The sequence below is a fragment of the Phenylobacterium sp. genome, from assembly GCF_036264965.1.
Classification (GTDB): Bacteria; Pseudomonadota; Alphaproteobacteria; order Caulobacterales; family Caulobacteraceae; genus Phenylobacterium.
Genome location: NZ_DATAPY010000133.1, coordinates 1 through 17469, shown reverse-complemented (window position 1 = coordinate 17469; position 17469 = coordinate 1). Strand labels below are relative to the sequence as shown.

18 protein-coding genes and 1 pseudogene are annotated in these 17469 nt (G+C 68.5%); 10 read left to right on the top strand and 9 right to left on the bottom strand.

Going from position 1 to position 17469, the window contains the following annotated elements:
* Positions 1-206 precede the first annotated feature (206 nt).
* Complete coding sequence (locus tag VHS75_RS17855; RefSeq protein WP_329639966.1) at positions 207-782, bottom strand: cob(I)yrinic acid a,c-diamide adenosyltransferase; 576 nt, start codon at positions 780-782, stop codon at positions 207-209.
* Between the two features lie 4 nt (positions 783-786).
* Positions 787-984: a twin transmembrane helix small protein gene (locus VHS75_RS17850; RefSeq protein WP_329639965.1), complete on the bottom strand. Its 198-nt coding sequence runs from the start codon at positions 982-984 to the stop codon at positions 787-789.
* Positions 985-1339: 355 nt separating this feature from the next.
* On the opposite strand from VHS75_RS17850, the gene VHS75_RS17845 reads away from it, so the two are divergent.
* Together VHS75_RS17845 and VHS75_RS17840 are read left to right on the top strand one after the other, a co-directional pair.
* A complete protein-coding gene (locus VHS75_RS17845; protein WP_329639964.1) occupies positions 1340-1948 on the top strand; it encodes a TetR/AcrR family transcriptional regulator in 609 nt (202 codons plus the stop codon).
* Between the two features lie 24 nt (positions 1949-1972).
* Positions 1973-2665 carry a TetR/AcrR family transcriptional regulator gene (locus VHS75_RS17840; RefSeq protein WP_329639963.1) on the top strand — a complete coding sequence of 231 codons (693 nt, stop codon included), beginning with the start codon at positions 1973-1975 and terminating at the stop codon, positions 2663-2665.
* Here VHS75_RS17840 and VHS75_RS17835 read toward each other — a convergent pair.
* On the bottom strand, positions 2662-4344 hold the full coding sequence (locus VHS75_RS17835) for an acyl-CoA dehydrogenase family protein (RefSeq protein WP_329639962.1): 1683 nt from the start codon (positions 4342-4344) through the stop codon (positions 2662-2664). The genes VHS75_RS17840 and VHS75_RS17835 overlap by 4 nt on opposite strands.
* Before the next feature lie 44 nt (positions 4345-4388).
* Here VHS75_RS17835 and VHS75_RS17830 point away from each other — a divergent pair, with 44 nt between their 5' ends.
* A complete protein-coding gene (locus tag VHS75_RS17830) occupies positions 4389-5021 on the top strand; it encodes a glutathione S-transferase (RefSeq protein WP_329639961.1) in 633 nt (210 codons plus the stop codon).
* Positions 5022-5091: 70 nt separating this feature from the next.
* Here VHS75_RS17830 and VHS75_RS17825 read toward each other — a convergent pair whose 3' ends face one another.
* Both VHS75_RS17825 and VHS75_RS17820 read right to left on the bottom strand, forming a co-directional pair.
* Positions 5092-5889 (bottom strand): alpha/beta hydrolase, encoded by a 798-nt coding sequence (locus VHS75_RS17825; RefSeq protein WP_329639960.1) that lies wholly within the window; start codon positions 5887-5889, stop codon positions 5092-5094.
* A 33-nt stretch (positions 5890-5922) separates the two neighbouring features.
* Entirely contained in the window at positions 5923-6879 is a 957-nt protein-coding gene (locus VHS75_RS17820; RefSeq protein ID WP_329639959.1) for a D-alanyl-D-alanine carboxypeptidase family protein, read from the bottom strand.
* A gap of 36 nt (positions 6880-6915) precedes the next feature.
* Here VHS75_RS17820 and VHS75_RS17815 point away from each other — a divergent pair, with 36 nt between their 5' ends.
* Positions 6916-8091, top strand: a complete 1176-nt coding sequence (locus VHS75_RS17815) for a L,D-transpeptidase (protein ID WP_329639958.1) — start codon at positions 6916-6918, stop codon at positions 8089-8091.
* Here the strand turns inward: VHS75_RS17815 and VHS75_RS17810 are convergent.
* The 3 genes and pseudogenes from VHS75_RS17810 to VHS75_RS17800 all read right to left on the bottom strand — a co-directional run bounded on the left by VHS75_RS17810 (position 8092) and on the right by VHS75_RS17800 (position 11655).
* Positions 8092-9188 (bottom strand): annotated as a pseudogene (locus tag VHS75_RS17810) (Rieske 2Fe-2S domain-containing protein).
* 69 nt (positions 9189-9257) lie between these two features.
* The gene (locus VHS75_RS17805; protein WP_329639957.1) at positions 9258-10877 is read right to left on the bottom strand and encodes an alpha-amylase family glycosyl hydrolase; all 1620 of its coding nucleotides are present in this window, start codon (positions 10875-10877) and stop codon (positions 9258-9260) included.
* Between the two features lie 154 nt (positions 10878-11031).
* A complete protein-coding gene (locus VHS75_RS17800) occupies positions 11032-11655 on the bottom strand; it encodes an ATP-dependent Clp protease proteolytic subunit (RefSeq protein WP_329639956.1) in 624 nt (207 codons plus the stop codon).
* A gap of 190 nt (positions 11656-11845) precedes the next feature.
* On the opposite strand from VHS75_RS17800, the gene VHS75_RS17795 reads away from it, so the two are divergent.
* From VHS75_RS17795 to VHS75_RS17780, 4 genes are all read left to right on the top strand, one after another.
* Positions 11846-12118: a DUF4242 domain-containing protein gene (locus tag VHS75_RS17795; RefSeq protein ID WP_329639955.1), complete on the top strand. Its 273-nt coding sequence runs from the start codon at positions 11846-11848 to the stop codon at positions 12116-12118.
* 43 nt (positions 12119-12161) lie between these two features.
* Positions 12162-13181 (top strand): GlxA family transcriptional regulator, encoded by a 1020-nt coding sequence (locus VHS75_RS17790; protein ID WP_329639954.1) that lies wholly within the window; start codon positions 12162-12164, stop codon positions 13179-13181.
* Between the two features lie 63 nt (positions 13182-13244).
* Positions 13245-13769, top strand: coding sequence for a DUF1993 domain-containing protein (locus tag VHS75_RS17785; protein ID WP_329639953.1), 525 nt, complete (start codon positions 13245-13247; stop codon positions 13767-13769).
* Between the two features lie 17 nt (positions 13770-13786).
* A complete protein-coding gene (locus tag VHS75_RS17780) occupies positions 13787-14311 on the top strand; it encodes a DUF1993 domain-containing protein (protein WP_329639952.1) in 525 nt (174 codons plus the stop codon).
* Here VHS75_RS17780 and VHS75_RS17775 read toward each other — a convergent pair.
* Entirely contained in the window at positions 14308-15783 is a 1476-nt protein-coding gene (locus VHS75_RS17775) for a M20 family peptidase (protein ID WP_329639951.1), read from the bottom strand. The genes VHS75_RS17780 and VHS75_RS17775 overlap by 4 nt on opposite strands.
* A 102-nt stretch (positions 15784-15885) precedes the next feature.
* Between VHS75_RS17775 and VHS75_RS17770 the strand changes: the two genes are divergently transcribed.
* Together VHS75_RS17770 and VHS75_RS17765 are read left to right on the top strand one after the other, a co-directional pair.
* Positions 15886-16404 carry a GNAT family N-acetyltransferase gene (locus VHS75_RS17770; RefSeq protein ID WP_329639950.1) on the top strand — a complete coding sequence of 173 codons (519 nt, stop codon included), beginning with the start codon at positions 15886-15888 and terminating at the stop codon, positions 16402-16404.
* Between the two features lie 77 nt (positions 16405-16481).
* Positions 16482-17279: an SDR family oxidoreductase gene (locus tag VHS75_RS17765; RefSeq protein WP_329639949.1), complete on the top strand. Its 798-nt coding sequence runs from the start codon at positions 16482-16484 to the stop codon at positions 17277-17279.
* Positions 17280-17469: the final 190 nt, after the last annotated feature.

Below are 17469 nucleotides of genomic sequence, written 5' to 3'. Positions count from 1 at the left end.
GCAACAACGCCCCGGCGTCCGAGGTGATCACCCCGCCATCGAAGCCGGCCACCACAGATCGCCTCTCAACAGGTGCAAACTCGAACCGTTCTGCGCTACACTCTGCCTGCATCGGGGAACACCTCTGCTGACGGTTAAGTCTTTGTCGCAGAAGTATTTTCCCAGATTCAGAGCCCCGATGCACCTATTTCCGTGAGATATCCGGGCTAGCGGGTCGCCCCCGAAACCCAGAAGACCTCGGCCGCGCCCTTGTCGTTGGCGTATCGGGCCGCGACGAACAGCAGGTCCGAAAGCCGGTTCAGGTAGCGTAGCGCCGGTCCGCTGACCGGCTCTCCGGCCTCGATCAGGCGCACCGTCTCGCGTTCGGCCCGGCGGCAGACGGTGCGCGCCAGGTGAAGCGCGGCGGCGGCTTCCGTCCCGCCCGGCAGGACGAAGGACTTCAGCTCGGGCAGCTCAGCGTTCAACAGGTCGATCTCGCCCTCAATCCGCGCCACCTGATTGTCCAGGATCCTCAGGCGGGAGCCGGGCGCCTCATCGGCGGCGGCCGGCGTCGCCAGGTCCGCGCCGAGATCGAAGAGCTCGTTCTGCAGCCGCGCCAGCAGGGCGTCGAACGCGCCGGCGTCACGGGTATGGATCCGCGCCAGGCCCAAACACGCGTTGGTCTCGTCCACAGCGCCATAGGCCTCGACCCGCCCGTCGGCCTTGCTGACCTGCGCCCCACTGGCCAGCCGCGTCGTGCCGGCGTCGCCAGAGCGCGTATAGATCCGGTTGAGCGTCACCATGCGCCTAGTGCCGCGAGCGCCACAGAACGGCGCCGACGAGAATGGCGATGGCGATCGCCTGCATCACCACGCGTAGTCGCATCAGCTTGTTGGAATAGGACCGGCCGAATTCCCCACCGCGGAACAAGGAATAAATGCCGAAGGCAAGGACCGCTGACACCGCTAACAAGGCGGCCGGGATCAGGAAGCTGAAGATATCCATCCAACCATCTTAGGCCACGACGGACTTGCGAACCACCGACAACCGAGGTATGCGGCGCCTTCCCCAACCGTTGGTGAGCGCGTTCAGCGAGCCTAATTCGTTGAAGTGGTCGAAATTCGGCCCCACTCAGGGTGCAGTCGGGAAGACTACGTCCCCCGCAGCCCCAGCCAACCCTTGTTACGCGGAGAATCCGCCAACCGCTGGCAGACAGCTACCAGGTAACATGATATGTGAACGTGTTCACCGAACCGTGTCTGGACGCACGGGTCCGCGGAACCAAGCGAGAGAGGACGGCTCGGCCGTCAAAAATCCCCCAATGATGCACACCCAGATACACGCCGCAGACGACAACGCAATGAAGGCGCCGACTCGTCGCGCCCTCGCCAAGCAACAGACCCGCGCCAAGGTGCTCGCCGCCGCGCGTCGCCTGTTCAGCGAACAAGGTTATGAAGGCGCCACGATCCGCGACATCGCCGCGGCGGCCGGCATGTCGACTGGCGCGGTCTTCGCCAACTTCACCGACAAATCCGACCTGTTCCGCGAAATCATGCTGACCGACATGGCCGCGCTCGGCGAGGCCATGTCCGAGGCGGCGGCCCAGGGCAATGGCGTCGAGGACGCCCTGCTGCGGATCTTCACCGCCGGCTACCGTTTCTACCAGACCCAGCTTCCGCTCGCCCGCGCCGCGTTCAGCGTCGGCTGGTCGCCGGAAGACGGCCCGGCGTTGCGTAGCGCTCCGCCGGTGAAGGTCATGACCAATCTGATCGGCGCGCAGCTGGAGCGCGGCGAACAGAGCGGCGAACTGACCCAGGGCGCCGCCTCGCCGCTGCGCACCCAGATGCTGTTCGACGCCTACCTGGCCAACTACGACCAGGCGATCTTCCAGAGCTGGAGCCTCGATGCTCTGCAGGAACGTTCGCGCGATCAGATCAGCATCCTCCTGGCGGGCGCCCGGAGGAGCTAGGCTGTCGGCGACGTCTGATCTGGCATGACGACCCTACCCGTTGCGCCCCTGACTGATGAGATGACGGACGGCGGCGCCCTGGCGTCGCCGTCCGTCGCCGTGAGCGACTGCCCGCCCACCGCGCGTCAGACCCAGAAGGAAGCCACCCGCCGCCGCGTGCTCGCCGCCGCCAAGGAGCTCTTTGACAACCAGGGCTACGAAGGCACGACCATCCGCGAGATCGCCCGGCGCGCCGGCGTCTCTGTGGGCAGCGTCTTCACGACCTTCGACTCCAAGGGCGAAATCCTCAGCCAGGTGATGCAGGACCGTCTGGACGGGCTCTACGCCGAGCTCGACCGGGTGATGCCGCATCTGCGCGGCTCGACCCTGGACCGGCTGCGGACCATGTTCGCCATCCACTTCGCCTTCGAGTCGCGGCACACGCGTCTGTTCCTGGCTCATATCGCGGCTGCCTATGACTGGACCCTGCCGGCCAGCGCCAGGCCGATGGGCAAGACGCCGCGCCTGCAGGAGATCATCTGCGATTGCCTGATCAAGGGTGTGGCGGAGGGCGACGTCGATCGCCAGGTCGAGCCCCAGGAGATCGTCGACCTGCTGCTGGCGGCCTATGTCTGGGCCTACCGTCTGGCCGCCTGGAAAGGCGCGACCGCCGCGGAGATGACCACGGTCATGGACCGCCAGATCGAGCTGATCGCCGCCGGCTTCACGCCCCGCTAATTTACGCCCTCAAGCAGGCGCCGGGCGATCACCTGGGCCTGGATCTCGCCGGCGCCTTCGAAGATGTTGAGGATGCGCGCGTCGGCCAGCACGCGGCTGACCGGCTGCTCGACCGCGAACCCGGTCCCGCCGTGGATCTGCACGGCGTTGTCGGCCGCGGCCCAGGCAATGCGGGCGGCAACCAGCTTGGCCATGCCGGCTTCCAGATCGCAGCGGCGGCCTTCGTCCTTGGCGGCCGCAGCGAACCAGGCCAGGCGCCGCGCGCCCAAGAGCTCGGCGGCCATCATCGCCAGCTTGTTGGCTACGCGCGGGAAGACCGCCAGCGGCTCGCCGAACTGGCGGCGCTGCAGCGCATAGTCGAGCGCTAGGTCGAGCGCGTTCTGCCCGACCCCGATCGCCCGCGCGGCCGTCTGGATGCGGGCGCTCTCGAAGGTGGCCATCAGCTGGGAGAAGCCCTGGCCTTCCCGGCCGCCCAGGAGGTCGGAGTTCGCCACCTCGAAGCCGTCGAAGGCGATCTCGTATTCCTTCATGCCGCGATAGCCGATCACCGCGATCTCGCCGCCGCTCATGCCGGCCGCCGGGAACGGATCGGCGTCGGTTCCGCGCGGCTTGCCGGCCAGGAACATCGACAGGCCCCGATGGTCCTCGGACGCGGGGTCGGTGCGGACCAGCAGCGTCATCAGGTCGGCGCGGGCGGCGTGGGTGATCCAGGTCTTGGCGCCGGTGACCCGCCAGACCGCGCCGTCACGGACGGCGCGGGTGCGCAGCGAGCCCAGGTCCGAGCCCGCCTCGGGCTCGGTGAAGACGGCGGTCGGGATGATCGCGCCGGAGACGATGCCCGGCAGCAACCGGGCCTTCTGATCCTCGTTTCCGTGGGCCAGCAACAGCTCGGCGGCGATCTCCGAGCGGGTGCCCAGCGACCCCGCGCCGATGAAGCCCCGCGACAGGGCCTCCGTCACCACGCACATGGCGACCTTGCCCAGACCCGAACCGCCCCAGGCCTCCGGCGCCGTCAGGCCGAAGACGCCGAGCTCGCCCATTTCTTCGATCAACGGCAGCGGGATCAGCTCGTCGCGTAGGTGCCAGTCATGAGCGAAAGGCGTGATCCTTTCAGCGGCGAACGCCGCGAACTGGTCGCGGACCGCGTCCAGCGTTTCGTCCAGGCCGCTCGCTTCCAGTGAAGGTCGCCCACGCGCCTGGTCGAGCAGTTCGACGATACGGGTCTTCACGGCCTGGGAGGCGCCGGGCCGCAGGGCCGCGATCACCGGCTCCAGACGATGCGCCGAGACGCCCAGGTCGGTGGGCCGGAAGGTCTCACCCTGGTTCATCGGCAGACCGCCGGCGAGCTGGCTCAGGTATTCGAAGGCCAGCAATTGGGCCAGCAGGGCCTCGGCCTCACCGAACCGCTCTTGCGCCTCCAGCGCGCGGGCCCAGTGGGCGGTCTGACGCAGGGTCTCGGCATAGGCGGCCGCCCAGGCCAGGCCGTGCGCGGCGTGCTGCTCGGCGTCCAGCGCCGCGCGGTCGACGCGCCCGCCGGGGCCCACGCGCTCGGTCAGCGCGTCCTGCAGCTCGGCCGCCAGCATCTCGGCCTCGCGGCCGGCGCGGTCCAGCAGGTCGAGGAGGTCGGGCAGGACGAGGCTCATGCCCCGACTATAGGGGAAGCTTGCCATCCGTCGCATCGCACGGCTTTGCTGCGCGCCACAAAAAGGAAGAGGTCTCGCCCATGCTCGTCGTCCATCACCTCAACGACTCCCGCTCGCAGCGCATCCTGTGGCTGCTGGAGGAGCTCGGCGTTCCCTACGAGATCAAGCACTACGCCCGCGACGCGACCACCCGCCTGGCTCCGCCCGAGCTGAAGGCGGTGCATCCGCTGGGCAAGAGCCCGGTGATCACCGACGGCGACATCACCATCGCCGAGTCCGGCGCCATCGTGGACTACATCCATCGCAAGTACGGCCAGGGCCGACTGGGCGCGCCGGCCAGCGAGGTCGAGAGTGAAAAGTATCGGGAGTGGCTGCACTACTCCGAGGGCTCGGCCATGCTGCCGCTGATGCTCAACATGTACACCGGCCGCCTGGGCGAGGCCGGCGCACCCCTGCAGCCGCGTATCCAGAGCGAGATGGCCAATCACCTGAGCTACGTCGAAGGTTCGCTGGACGGGCGCGACTGGTTGATGGGGTCGGACCTCACCGCCGCCGACATCCAGATGAGCTTCGTCGGCGAGGTGGCGCGGGCGATGGGGCAGATGGACAAATATCCGAACATCGCGAGGTGGGTCGCGGCGTTCCAGGCCCGTCCGGCCTACGCCCGGGCGCTGGAAAAGGGCGGGGCGTACAACCTGGGGCCTGCGAAGTAGGGCGTCGAGGAAGCGCCGCGAGGGCGCTCTCGCCACTAAAGTCAGCCCCAATCCGCTCACTGGTCCGGCCCTACTCGAACGGCGGGAACTCGTCCTCGCCGATCAGCCCATCCAAGAAGTCGAACACCGCCGCCTTGGTGAGCGCGTGGGGGATGGCGGAGAAGTGGTCGCAGCCGGGGATGGTCACGGCGTGGCCGTGCGGGAAGATCCGCGCCAGGGCTTCCGGGTCGCCTGCGCCCTCGTCGCCGGAGCCGGCCACGACCAGCGTCGGCACGGGCATGTCCCGCAGCGCGGCGTGATTGAACGGCATGTTGCGGACCCGGGTCACGGCGGCCAGGGCCTTCAAGTCCTCGCCCTGCTCGTCGGCGAACTGGCGGAAGGAGCGCAACATCGGCTGGATGATGGTCGATGGGTCCTCGGCCAACATGGCGTCGGCCATCGGCTCACCCGCCACGTCCGGGGCTTTCTCCAGCAACTTGCCGCCGACCCCGCCCAGGATCAGGTGCGAGAGGCGGCTCGGCTGGGCGACGGCCAGTTCGAGGGCGGTGCGCGTGCCCATGGAATAGCCGAACATGTCGGCCCGCTCGACGCCCAGCTCGTCCATCAGGTTGAGCACGTCGGCGGCCAGCCGCTCCCGCTCGTAGGCCTGGGGGTCATAGAGCTTCGCGCTCTCGCCGTGCCCGCGCTGGTCCAGCGCGATCACCCGCGTGAGGCGCCGCTCGAAGGCCGCGTACCAGCCGGTGCGCTTCCAGCCCTCTACGCGATTGGAGGCGAAGCCGTGGATCAGGACGATGGTGCGGTCCGCGCCGCCCGCCGGGGTGATGTCGTCATAGGCGATCTGGACGCCGTCGGAGAGGAAGCTGGCCATGGGATGCGAGCCTAGGGGCGCGGGCGAGCGGGCTCAAGGCGCTTCGCCGGTCCACTCCCAGTGCCAGGGCTCGAACGGATAGGGGACGAAGCCGAACCGGTCGGCGTTGGCGACCAGCCATCGGTAGGCGGCGGTGCGGCTCATGTAGAGGCGATTGGCCTCGGCGCTGGAGTCGGGCGGGAAGCCCGGCGCCTGACCGACGTAGACATCCACCGCCAGGCCGGTGCGGTGGGCCGAGCAGGTCGCCCGTTGCACCCCGTTGCAATTGCCTTCCCGGGCGCAGCGGGCGGCGTCGGCCGCGGGATCGCGGAAGCCGGAGAAGAGCATCAGACTCCTGGGGTCCGCGGCGATTTGCGGACTCTCCCGCCGCGCCGCGGCGACCATTTGGCGGTAGGCCGCAAGCGCGCCTGGCCGCAGTTGGACGAGCTTGCCGCCGTAGCCTTCCGCCGCGCTCGCCCAACTCAGCGCCGAGGCCGGCGGCGGATTGGGGCAGACGCCCTGGGCGCTCAGCCGCACAAAGGGTCGTCGCATTTGGATCACGCCCTTGAGCCGCGCGAAGATCGCGGGCGTCATCACGCCATCGGCGGGCGCCCCCTGGCCGCCGGCCCAGGCAGCCAGGGCGCCGGCGAAGCCCGGCGTGTCCGGCGCGCAGGCGGCGCGGATCTCGCGCGCGATCAGCGGCGCGTAGGTCGCCCAGCCCGCCTCGCTGCGGCCAAAGGGGGCCCAGGCCAGCGTCTTCAGCGAGCCCGCATTGGCCCGCGCCGCGTCGGCCGGCCCGCCGCCGCAGGCGAACCGCGCCTGAGGCGGGACCGGTGGCGGCTCTGGCGAAGGCGTCGCGGCGGCGCCCGGGGTCGACGCCGGAAGCGGCGGCGCTGGCGGCTTGGGAATCGGCGCGCAGCTGGTCACTCGCAGGACCACGAACCCCAAGACCAGCACGGCCAGTGCGAGTCCGCCGAGGAACCGCAGGAGGATTGAAGGCTTGAAGATCACGCGCCTGACAACGCGCGGCGCGACGCGAGGTCCCCTATGATGTCCTTCAAGGCCGCGCTTTGCGCCGGCCTCCCTCTGCTCTTCCTGGCCGCGGCCTGCTCCGACTCCAAGTCGACCGCGCAGAATACGCCGCCGCCGGCCGCACCGGCGTCCGCCGGAACGCCCATGGCGACGACCACGATCGCTGAGGCGCAGAGCCCGGTGCAGGTCGCCGCCGCGCCGGACGTGAACCCGGCGCTGATCGACATGTCGCCAATCGCCGGTTCCGCCGCCGTGACCGCACAGCCTATCCTGACCGCCGACTGGCGCACGGTGGGCTCCACGCCCGAGGCGCGCCGCAACGCCCTGATCCGCGCCGAGGTGCTGATGGCGCGCGCCCACTTCTCGCCCGGCGTCATCGACGGCCAGGACGGCGGCAATCTGCAGAACGCCATCGCGGCCTATGAAACCGCCAACCAACTTCCGGTCGACGGGAAGATGAGCGAGCCGGTCTGGTCGTCGCTGGCCAAGGACGCGCGCCCGGCGCTCACCGACTACGTCATCACCGCCGACGACGTGAAGGGTCCGTTCCTGCCGACGATCCCCAAGGACATGGCGGAAATGGCCAAGCTGCCGGCGCTCAGCTTCACCAGCCCCGTCCAGGAGCTGGCCGAGCGCTTCCACATGGATGAGGGCCTGCTGAAGTCCCTGAACCCCGGCGCCGATTTCAGCGCGGCAGGGACGAAGATCGTGGTCGCCGCCGTCGGCCCCGAGAAGCTGGCCATGCCGGTCGCCCGGATCGAGGTCGACAAGACCCATCGCCAGGTACGCGCCTACGGCGCCGCCGACCTGCTGCTGGCGGTCTATCCGGCCACGGTGGGCTCAAGCGAGCGGCCGGCGCCGGCCGGCGAATGGGCGGTGCGCACCGTCGCGCCCAATCCGACCTATACCTTCGACCCGTCCCGCCTGACCTTCGGCAAGGCCTCGGAGGGCAAGCTCACCGTCAAGGCTGGGCCGAACAATCCGGTGGGATCGACCTGGATCGACCTGACCAAGGACACCTACGGCATCCACGGCACGCCAGACCCACGGATGGTCGGCAAGACCGCCAGCCACGGCTGCGTGCGCTTGACCAACTGGGACGTCCGCCAGCTCAGCCTGGCGGTGAAGAAAGGGACCAAGGTGGACTTCGTCGGCGCCGAGACGGCCAAGGCGCCCAAAGCCGCCGCTTAGCTAGCTGCGCCAGCGCAGCGTCACAGGCTCAACCGGGTTGGCGAAGGGCCGGCCGTCGCGGCGGCTGGCGGTCCATTCGCGCTTCAGCTGCTGGTACCATTTGGCCTGACGGTCGGCGTCGTCGATCCAGAGCAGCGACGGATCGTACTTCAACCCCTCGTTCTGCAGGTTCACCATGTCGCCGTCCTGGCGCAGGAAGGCCCTCGCCCCGGCCTTGATGAACGGCCGCAGGAACAGGAACGCCGGGTGGTCGGACAGACGATCTGGGTGATCCGCGTGGTCTTGTCGTTCACCGGCGTCAGGCAGGTGAGCGACAGCACCTGACGCTTGCCGACGGTGACATGCTCCCAGCGCATTCCCGGAATGCGGAAGGTGATCTCGGTCAGCGGTTCGCCGCCCAGGATGGCATAGGCGCGGGAGTTCTTCGAAGGCTCGTGGCGGACCATGGCGAAGCCCTCGTCGCGCGGCTCGAAGCGCTTGGCCTTCTCATGCTGGCTGGCCTTGGAGCGCCACCACCACTGCTGGTGGACGTAGGGGCCGTGCGCGGGGTCCATCAGGCCCACCACCGCATGGTCGATGTGGGCGGCGAAGTCCATGCGGTCGACCAGCTTCGGCCTGCCGCCGACCACGCCCGGGAACAGCGGCGGCGGCTCGGTCGGTTCGCCCGTCCCGCGTGGATCGGAGCTCACCCAGATGAAGACCAGGCCCTGGCTCTCGGCCACTGAATAACGCCGCACGCGGATGCGGCTGACGTCCATCTCCTGGTCGGCGACCAGCGACGGGATGGCCGCGCAGGCCCCGTCGGCTCTAAACCGCCAGCCGTGATAGGGGCACTCGACCGTCTCGTCGCCGGAGGCCTCTTTGTGGAACCGTCCGGCCGACAGCGGCGCGGCGCGGTGCGGGCAGATGTCGCGAAGCGCGACCAGGTCGCCCTGGTTCGAACGGCCCAGCAGAACCGGCTCGCCCAACAGCTCGTGGCGCGCCATCTTGCCAGGCTTCAGGTCGCCGGACAGCGCCGCGAAGTACCAGATGTCGGTCAGGAAACCCTGGCCGAACTTCGCTTCGGTGCGCGCGGTCTTGGCGGCGTCATCGGCCATGAATGCGGTTCTAGGCTGGGTCGGGGCCGCGCGCTACATCCCGCCACTTCGCGAAAGCAAGTGTGGGGCTCAGAGCCGCAAGAACACTGCGGCGTATTCCGACAGCCCGATCGAGCCGCCTCGCAGTTCCGCATCGCCGGCGCGCACCGACAGCAGGCTGGCGCCCGCCAGGTCCGGCGCATCCACGAACCTGGGCTCGGCGCTCATGTTGAAGAGGCAGGCGACAGCCTCGTCACCGTCGCGGCGCACGAAGCCTAGAACCGGTTCGGGCAGGTCGAGGAAGCTTAAGGTCCCCACCGTCATCGCCGCGGAGTGCTTGCGGAAATCGATCATCGTCCGGGCAAAGGCCAGCGTGGACTCCGGATCCGCCTCCTGCGCTTCAACGGTCAGGTCGGCATGCTCGGCCGCCGCCGGCAGCCAGGGCGTCCCGCTCGTGAACCCCAGGGCGTGGCCCGGCGCCCAGGGCATCGGCGTGCGGCAACCGTCGCGGCCGCCGGTGTAGGGCCAGTAGAGGTCGCCCACCGGGTCGCGCAACTGGTCGCGGCGCAGGCTCGCCTGCGGCAAGCCCAGCTCCTCGCCCTGGTAGATCAGGGTCGTGCCCTTCAGGCTGAGCAGCAGGGCGAACAGCAGCTTGGCGAGGTCGGGCCCCCTTTCTCGCGATTGGGCGTCCTCGCCGCCGAACCGGCTGACCGTGCGCGGCACGTCGTGGTTGGAGAAGCTGATCGTCGGCCAATGCGCCGGATAGGCGGCGAGCGTCGCGTAGTGGTCCTTGACGAACTGCGGCGTCAGCTTGCGGGCCAGCAACAGGACGAAGGTGTAGGCCGAGTGCAGGCCCTCGGTCGGCGAGAGATAGGCGCCGCAGCGTTCCTCCTCTTCCGAGAACTCGCCGAACACGAAGCGGTCCCCGTGCGCTTCGACGCGGCGGCGGATGACTTCGAGCGTCTCGACGTTCTCCGGCAGGTTGGAATCGTAGAGGTGCCGCTGCAGATTGCCAGCGTGCGACCAGTCATACCGGGTCCGCTCGGCCATGGGCACGGGCGGGTTCGGCGTCAGCTTTTCGTCGTGCAGGAAGGTGCCGGCCACATCGAGCCGGAAGCCGTCGACGCCCTTGGCCAGCCAGTGGTCGAGCACCGACAGCGCCGCCTCGCGCGCCGCGTCGCTGCGCCAGTTCAGCTTCGGCTGCTGGCGCAGGAACTTATGGTGGTAGTGCTGCCGGCGCGCCGGCTGATAGGCCCAGGCCGGGCCCCCGAACACCGACAGCCAGTTGTTAGGCGCGGTCCCGTCATCCTGCGGGTCGGCCCAGACATACCAGTCGGCCTTGGGCCCGTCGGCGCCGCCCGTCAGGCTCTCGACGAACCAGGGATGGACGTCGGAGGTGTGGCTCAGCACCTCGTCGAGAACGACTTTCAGGCCGCGGGCGTGGGTGGCGTCCAGCAGGCGCTGGAAATCGGCTTGGGAGCCGTAGTCGCCCTGCACGCCCTCGTAGTCGGCGATGTCATAGCCCCAGTCGCGGTTCGGCGAGGGATGGATCGGCGACAGCCATATCCCATCGACACCGAGGCTCTGGACATAGTCCAGCTTGGCCTCGACGCCGCGCAGGTCGCCGTGCCCGTCGCCGTCGCTGTCGAAAAAGCTGCGAACGTAGATGTGGTAGAGGACGGCGCCATGCCACCAGGGGCGGGCTATCAAGATGCTCCCCCAGCGCGAAGCGCGATTGAGGGGGAGCTGTCACCGAAGGTGACTGAGGGGGTTGAAGCCCACTGGTCCATCCGCTGCGGGTGAAACCCCCTCCGTCTCGTCGCTGCGCGCCGATCCACCTCCCCCTGAGGGGAGGATCTTCAGATCACACCTCAGAGGTATTGTTGATGATCCGCGCCACCAGGCCGTAGTCGACGGCTTCCTCGGCGCTCATCCAGAAGTTCCGCTGGGTGTCCTTGACGATCCGCTCGAAGGTCTGGCCGGTCTCCTTGGCGATCATCCGGTTCACGCGGTCGCGCATCTTGATGATCTGCTCGGCCTCGATCTGGATGTCGCTGGCCTGGCCGCGCATGCCGCCGGCCGGCTGGTGCAGCAGGAAGCGCGTGTTGGGCAGGCAGAGCCGGTTTTCCTTCTTGGCGCCCAGGAAGATGTGCGCGCCCGCCGACGCCACCCAGCCGGTGCCGATCACCTTCACGTCCACGCCGCAGAAGCGGATCATGTCGTGGATGGTGTCGCCGCTTTCGACATGGCCGCCGGGCGAGTTGATGATGATCCGGATCGGCTTGTCGTTCTCCGCCGAGAAGGCGGTGATCTGGGCGGTGACCCGCTCGGCCAGGCGCATGTCGATCTCGCCGAACACCAGCACGGTGCGCGACTTGAAGAGCGCGTTCTGCACCGGCCCCGAGGTCATCGGCATGTCGGGCTGGCGGCCCTTGTCCTCGTCGTCGCCGTCTTCGTCGTCCAGCCAGCTCGTGTAGATCTCGCGCATGTAGTCCTCGTGAATTCCTGAGTGCCCGGAACGTGCGTCGCCGGGACGGCAATCGCAAGGGGTCGGACGCGGATTCCGCCTGGGCGCGCCCTTTGTACGCGATCACCCCCTAACGATGTCGCTATCGCTATCTATCGTGGGTAACAGCGTTACTTCAAACTACGGCCTCGTCATCGGAAGGAGCCGTCCCATGAAGAAGTACCTGATCGAACGCCACATCCCGGGCGTCCACAAGTTCACCGCCGCCGAATACGCTGGCGCGACGGAAGTCTCCAACGCCGCCCTCGCCAAGCTCGCCCCGCGCATCCAGTGGGTGGAGTCCTATGTCACCGAGGACCAGACGCTCTGCGTCTACATCGCCGAGGACGAGGCGGTGATCCACGAGCATTCCAAGCTGAGCGGCTTCCCCGCCAACAAGATCACCGAGGTCGGGGCGAAGATCGACCCGATGACTCGGGCCTGATCCTGTCCGGGGTTAGGATGGGCCGGGATTGGGAGGCCGCGCGATGTTGGATGTGACGGTGGTCCTGCTTGAGGAGGGTTTTTCCTCTACGGCGGTCATGCCTGTGGAGATCTTCCATTTCGCGGGCAAGCTCTGGAACGACCTGCACGACCATCCCGCGGAGCCGGCCTTCCGTGTGCGGACCGTGTCGCTCAGCGGCGATACGGTCCACAGCGTCTATGGCCTCGGCATGACGCCGCACGGCGGTCTGGCCGACGTCGAGCGCACCGACATCGCCATCGTCTCGACTTCCAAGCTCGACCTCGACCTGGCCTTTGTGGAGAACAGCGCCCTGCTGCCCTGGCTGCGCCATCAGCATGACAAGGGCGCGCTGGTCGTGGGCGTCTGCATGGGCGCGGCCTATCTGGCCGAGGCCGGCCTGCTGGACGGCCGGATGGCCACCACCCACTGGGCGCTCAGCGACAAGTTCGCCGCCCGCTACCCGCAAGTGGACTGGCGGCCGGACCTTTTCGTCACCGAAGACAGCCGGGTGCTGTGTTCGGGCGGGGTGTTCGCCTCCATCGACGTCAGCCTCTATCTGGTCGAGAAGCTCTGCGGCCACGAGGTGGCGGTCCAGTGCGCCAAGTCCATGCTGCTGCCCATGCCGCGCATCCACCAGACCGGCTACGCCATGCAGACGGTGTCCCAGGCGCACGGCGACGAGCGAATCCGGGATGTGGAGGCTTTCCTGCAGGCCAACTTCCACACCGACATCTCCACCCAGGCGTTGGCCGAGCGCGCGGGGCTGGGCGAACGGACCTTCGTGCGGCACTTCAAGGCGGCCACCGGCAAGCTGCCCGCCGGCTACATCCAGGCCCTGCGTATCCAAGCGGCCAAGGCGATGCTGGAGCATGACGCCAAGCCCGTGCAGGCGATCAGCAGCGACGTCGGCTACGACGATGTCGCCTTCTTCCGGCATCTGTTCAAACGCATCGTCAAGATGACGCCCACGGAGTACCGCGCCCACTTCGCCCCGCTCAGCGTGCGGGCCGAGGCCGCGCTGGAAGCCTCGCAGCTGAACTGATCTCGCGGGGCCGCGATTGGCATGGCAGAAAGCTCGGGGACCTACCTTCCGGAGAGCACGGCCATGGCGACCTCACTCTATGACCTCACCGTGGTGAGCTACCTTCAGACGGTGCGCGCGATCGTCGGAGTGCTCGAGAAGGGCGCCCAGCACTGCCGCGACACCGGCGCCGACCCGGACGATTTCGTCGGGTTGCAGCTCTTCGAGGACATGGCGCCCTTCCATTTCCAGATCCGTTCGGTAGCGCACCACTCGGTGGGCGCGTTGGAAGGCGTAAAGAGCGGCCTGTTCCATCCGCCGGCCGCAGTCGGCCCCGTGCCCTACGCCGACCTGCAGGCCATGATGGCCAAAACCGAGGAGGTCCTCACCGCCTTCACCCCCGATGAGGTCAACGGCTGGGCCGGCAAGGACGTCAGCTTCCAGATTGGCGAGCGGAAGGTCCCGTTCACGGCGGAGGGCTTCATCCTCTCCTTCTCCCTGCCGAACTTCTATTTCCACGCCACCACGGCCTACGACATTCTGCGGACGCAAGGGGTGCCGCTCGGCAAGCGCAACTACCTCGGCCAGATGCGGATCAGGGCGGCCTGAACCCCGGGGAACCGACCATGGCGGCTTCACTCTACGACCTCAGCGCGGCCAGCTACCTTCAGACGGTAGATGCGGCGGTCGGCTTCCTCCGTCGCGCGGCCGAGCACTGCGCGGCGACGGGCGCCGATCCGGACGACTTCGTGGGCGCGCGCCTGATCGACGATATGGCGCCCTTCCATTTCCACGTCGAATGCGTGTCGCACCACTCGATCTCGGCGCTAGACGCGGTGAGAACGGGCGTGTTCGACCCGCCGCCGCTTCGTGGCCCGATCCCGTTCGCTGACCTTCAGACCATGACGGCTGAGACCGCGGCGGCGCTCAGGGCGATCAGCCCCGACGAGGTCAATAGCTGGGCAGGGAAGGACCTGGACCTCCAGATCGGCCCGCGGCGCCTGCGCTTCACCGCCGAGACCTTCTTCCTGTCCTTCTCGCTGCCGAACTTCCATTTCCACACGACCATCGCCTACGCCATCCTACGGGAGAGAGGCGTGCCGATCGGCAAGCGGGACTATGAGGGCCGGCTGCGGGTGACGACGGCCTAGCTCGCCGCTGTCGCGATCAGCCGGGCGTAGAAGTCCACGCACTGGCGCAGGTTCTCCAGCGTCAGGTGCTCGTTGGTCCCGTGGATCATCTCCACATCCTTCAGGCCGAAGGCCATCGGCTGGAAGCGGTAGACGTCGCTCGCGACCGTCTGGAGATAGCGGCTGTCGGTGCCGGCGGTGACCAGGCTGGGCGCCACCGGCGCGCCGGTCACCTTTCCCGCCACCGCTGAGACCATCTTCCAGCCATCCGAAGCCGTGGAGGAGACCGGCGACGGCTCCGACGGGACGTCGACCCAGCTCAGCGCCACCGGCAGGCGCCCGACCGCCGCCTTGGCCCGGGCCATGACGATGGCCGAGGTGTCGCCGGGCGCGATGCGGTAGTTGATCCAGGCGGCGGCGTCCTGCGGCAGGACGTTCTCCTTCGGGCTGCCCAGCAGCATCGTCGGCGCGATGGTGGTGTGCAGCATCGCCGCGCCGGCCGCCGTGGCGCCCATCTGCCGGATCAGCATCGGCTTGAAGAGCCAGGTGTTGGCCACGGCCAGGCGCACCGGGAACGAGGCCCTGGGCGCCACGGTCTGCAGCATGGCCGCGCCGGGCCCGCGGAAGTCCATCGGGAAGCCGTGGTCGTTGATCGCGGTCACCGCGTGCGACAGCGCCACCACGCCGCCGCCGTCGGCCGGCGGGGCCGAGGAGTGGCCACCCTGCGCCTTGGCGATGACCTTGAGCGTCGCATAGCCCTTCTCCGCCGTGCCGATCAGCGACAGCTTGCCGCCGGTCACCGGATTGTCGGTGATCTCGGCCAGGCCCTCGTCGAGCACGAACTGCGCCTTGATTCCGCGCGACTTCAGCAGGGCCGCGGCGGCCCGCGCGCCGGTTCCGTGGGTTTCCTCGTCCTCGCCGGACACGATCATCACCGTGCGGCGCGGCTTGAAGCCGCTCTTGGCCAGGGCCTCGACGCCCTCGAACAGGGTGATCAGCGAGCCCTTGTCGTCCACCGAGCCGCGGCCCCAGACTGCGCCGTCCGCGATGGCGCCGGAGAACGGCGGGTGCTTCCACTCGGCCTCCGAGCCCGGGGTCACCGGCACCACGTCCTGGTGGGCCATCAGGACGATCGGCGCGAGCGACGGGTCGGAGCCCTTCCAGGTGTAGACGAGGGTATATTTGCCGACGATCTCGCGGGTCATGGCCGCGTGGGCCGCCGGATAGGTAGCGACCAGGAAGTCGTGCAGCTTCGTCCATTCGCCAGGCTGATCGTCGGCCAGATCCTGATGGCTGACGGTCTGGATCTGCACCGCCTGTGACAGGTGCTGGGCGGCCTGATCGACGTCGAACGGCGTCGGCGGCGAGACGCGGACCTCGATCGAGCTGACCTGGCCCGGCGGGCGGTACATCAGGGTGCGGACCAGGGCGATCCCGATCACCACCAGGATCGCGACAAACAGGACCAAGGCGATCCGCCCGATGATACGCATGCAATATCCCCTGGCCTTTTCCGCGGAGCTTAGAGCGCCGGGCGGCGATTGTCGCCGCCGCGCCGCGCCGATAGGCTTCGCCGTCCCTCCGCCGGAGTCCCCATGCCGTCCGCGAGCTTCCAGATCGGGCTGGCCACGCCCGACGAGGTGTTGGCGGTTTCCCAGGTGCTGCAGGAGGCGGCGCGCTGGATCACCACCTGGCGCGCGCCGCTGTGGGACCCGGACCTGCTGGGCGAAGCCTTCGCGAGGCCGATCATCGAACGCGGCCACATGCTGACCGCCAAGGTCGGCGGCGAGATCGCCGCGGTGATGATCCTGGAGCCGGAGGACCCGGTGTTCTGGCCCGACTACCCCGCGGGCGAGGCGGCCTACATCCACAAGCTCGCGGTTCGGCGGGCCTACGCCGGGATGGGCGCGCCCGCCGCCTTGGTCGACCACGCCGCGACGCTCGCCCTGCTGCAGGGCCGCTGGCGACTGCGTCTGGACTGCGACGTCCCCCTGGCCGGCTTCTACGAGAAGCTGGGCTTCCGGAAGGTCGACGAGATCGACGTACGCCATCCGGAAGCCGGGCCGATGCGCGTGGTCCGGATGGAGCGCCACCTGGCCGCCCAGCCCGCTTGACCTGCCCCGCTTGACCTCGAACGGGCCGCCATCGCAAATGGCCGGCAAATCAAACGAGCGTTTTAGGGAGCCTCGCCATGAGCGACGTGATGGATAGACCCAACGTGCTGACCGGCAAGCTGTTCGACCTGACCGGTAAGGTGGCGGTGATCACCGGATCCTCGCGCGGCATCGGCAAGGCCATCGCCGAGCAGATGGCGGCCCATGGCGCCAAGGTGGTAATCTCCTCGCGCAAGGCCGGTCCTTGCGAAGAGGTCGCCGCGGCGATCAACGCCCGCAGCGCCGGCCACGCCATCGCCGTCCCGGCCAACATCTCCTCGAAGGAGGACCTTCAGCGGCTGATGGACGAGACCCGCAAGGCGTTCGGCAAGATCGACATCCTGGTCTGCAACGCCGCCTCGAACCCCTACTATGGCAGCCAGCTCGATATCGGCGACGACGCATTCTCGAAGATCCTTTCCAACAACATCGTGGCCAACAACTGGATGATCCAAATGGTCGCGCCGGAGATGCGCGAGCGAAAGGACGGGGCGATCATCATCGTCTCCTCCATCGGCGGCCTGCGCGGCTCCGAGGTGATCGGCGCCTACTGCATCTCCAAGGCCGCCGACATGCAGCTGGCCCGCAACCTCGCGCGCGAGCTGGGTCCGTCGAACATCCGAGTGAACTGCATCGCGCCCGGTCTGGTGAAGACCGACTTCGCCAAGGCGCTCTGGGACACCCCGGCCGGCGAAGAACGCGCCAGCTCCGGCACCCCGCTGCGCCGCCTGGGCGAGCCGGACGACCTCGCCGGGATCGCGGTCTACCTGGGCAGCCGCGCCGGGGCGTGGACCACGGGGCAGACGTTCGTGGTGGACGGCGGGAGTACGTGCTGAGGCCTACCTCCCCCGCAAAGCGGCGGGAGGGGGACCGCGCCCCGAAGAGGGCGTGGTGGAGGGGGCAAACGGCAAGCTTCGCAGACGATCCGGTATCCTGAACTCGGAGCTTGAGGCTTGCCCCCTCCACCACTCGCTCTTTCCCCGGCCTTCGCCGGGGTCGGCGAGCGGTCCCCCTCCCGCCATAGAT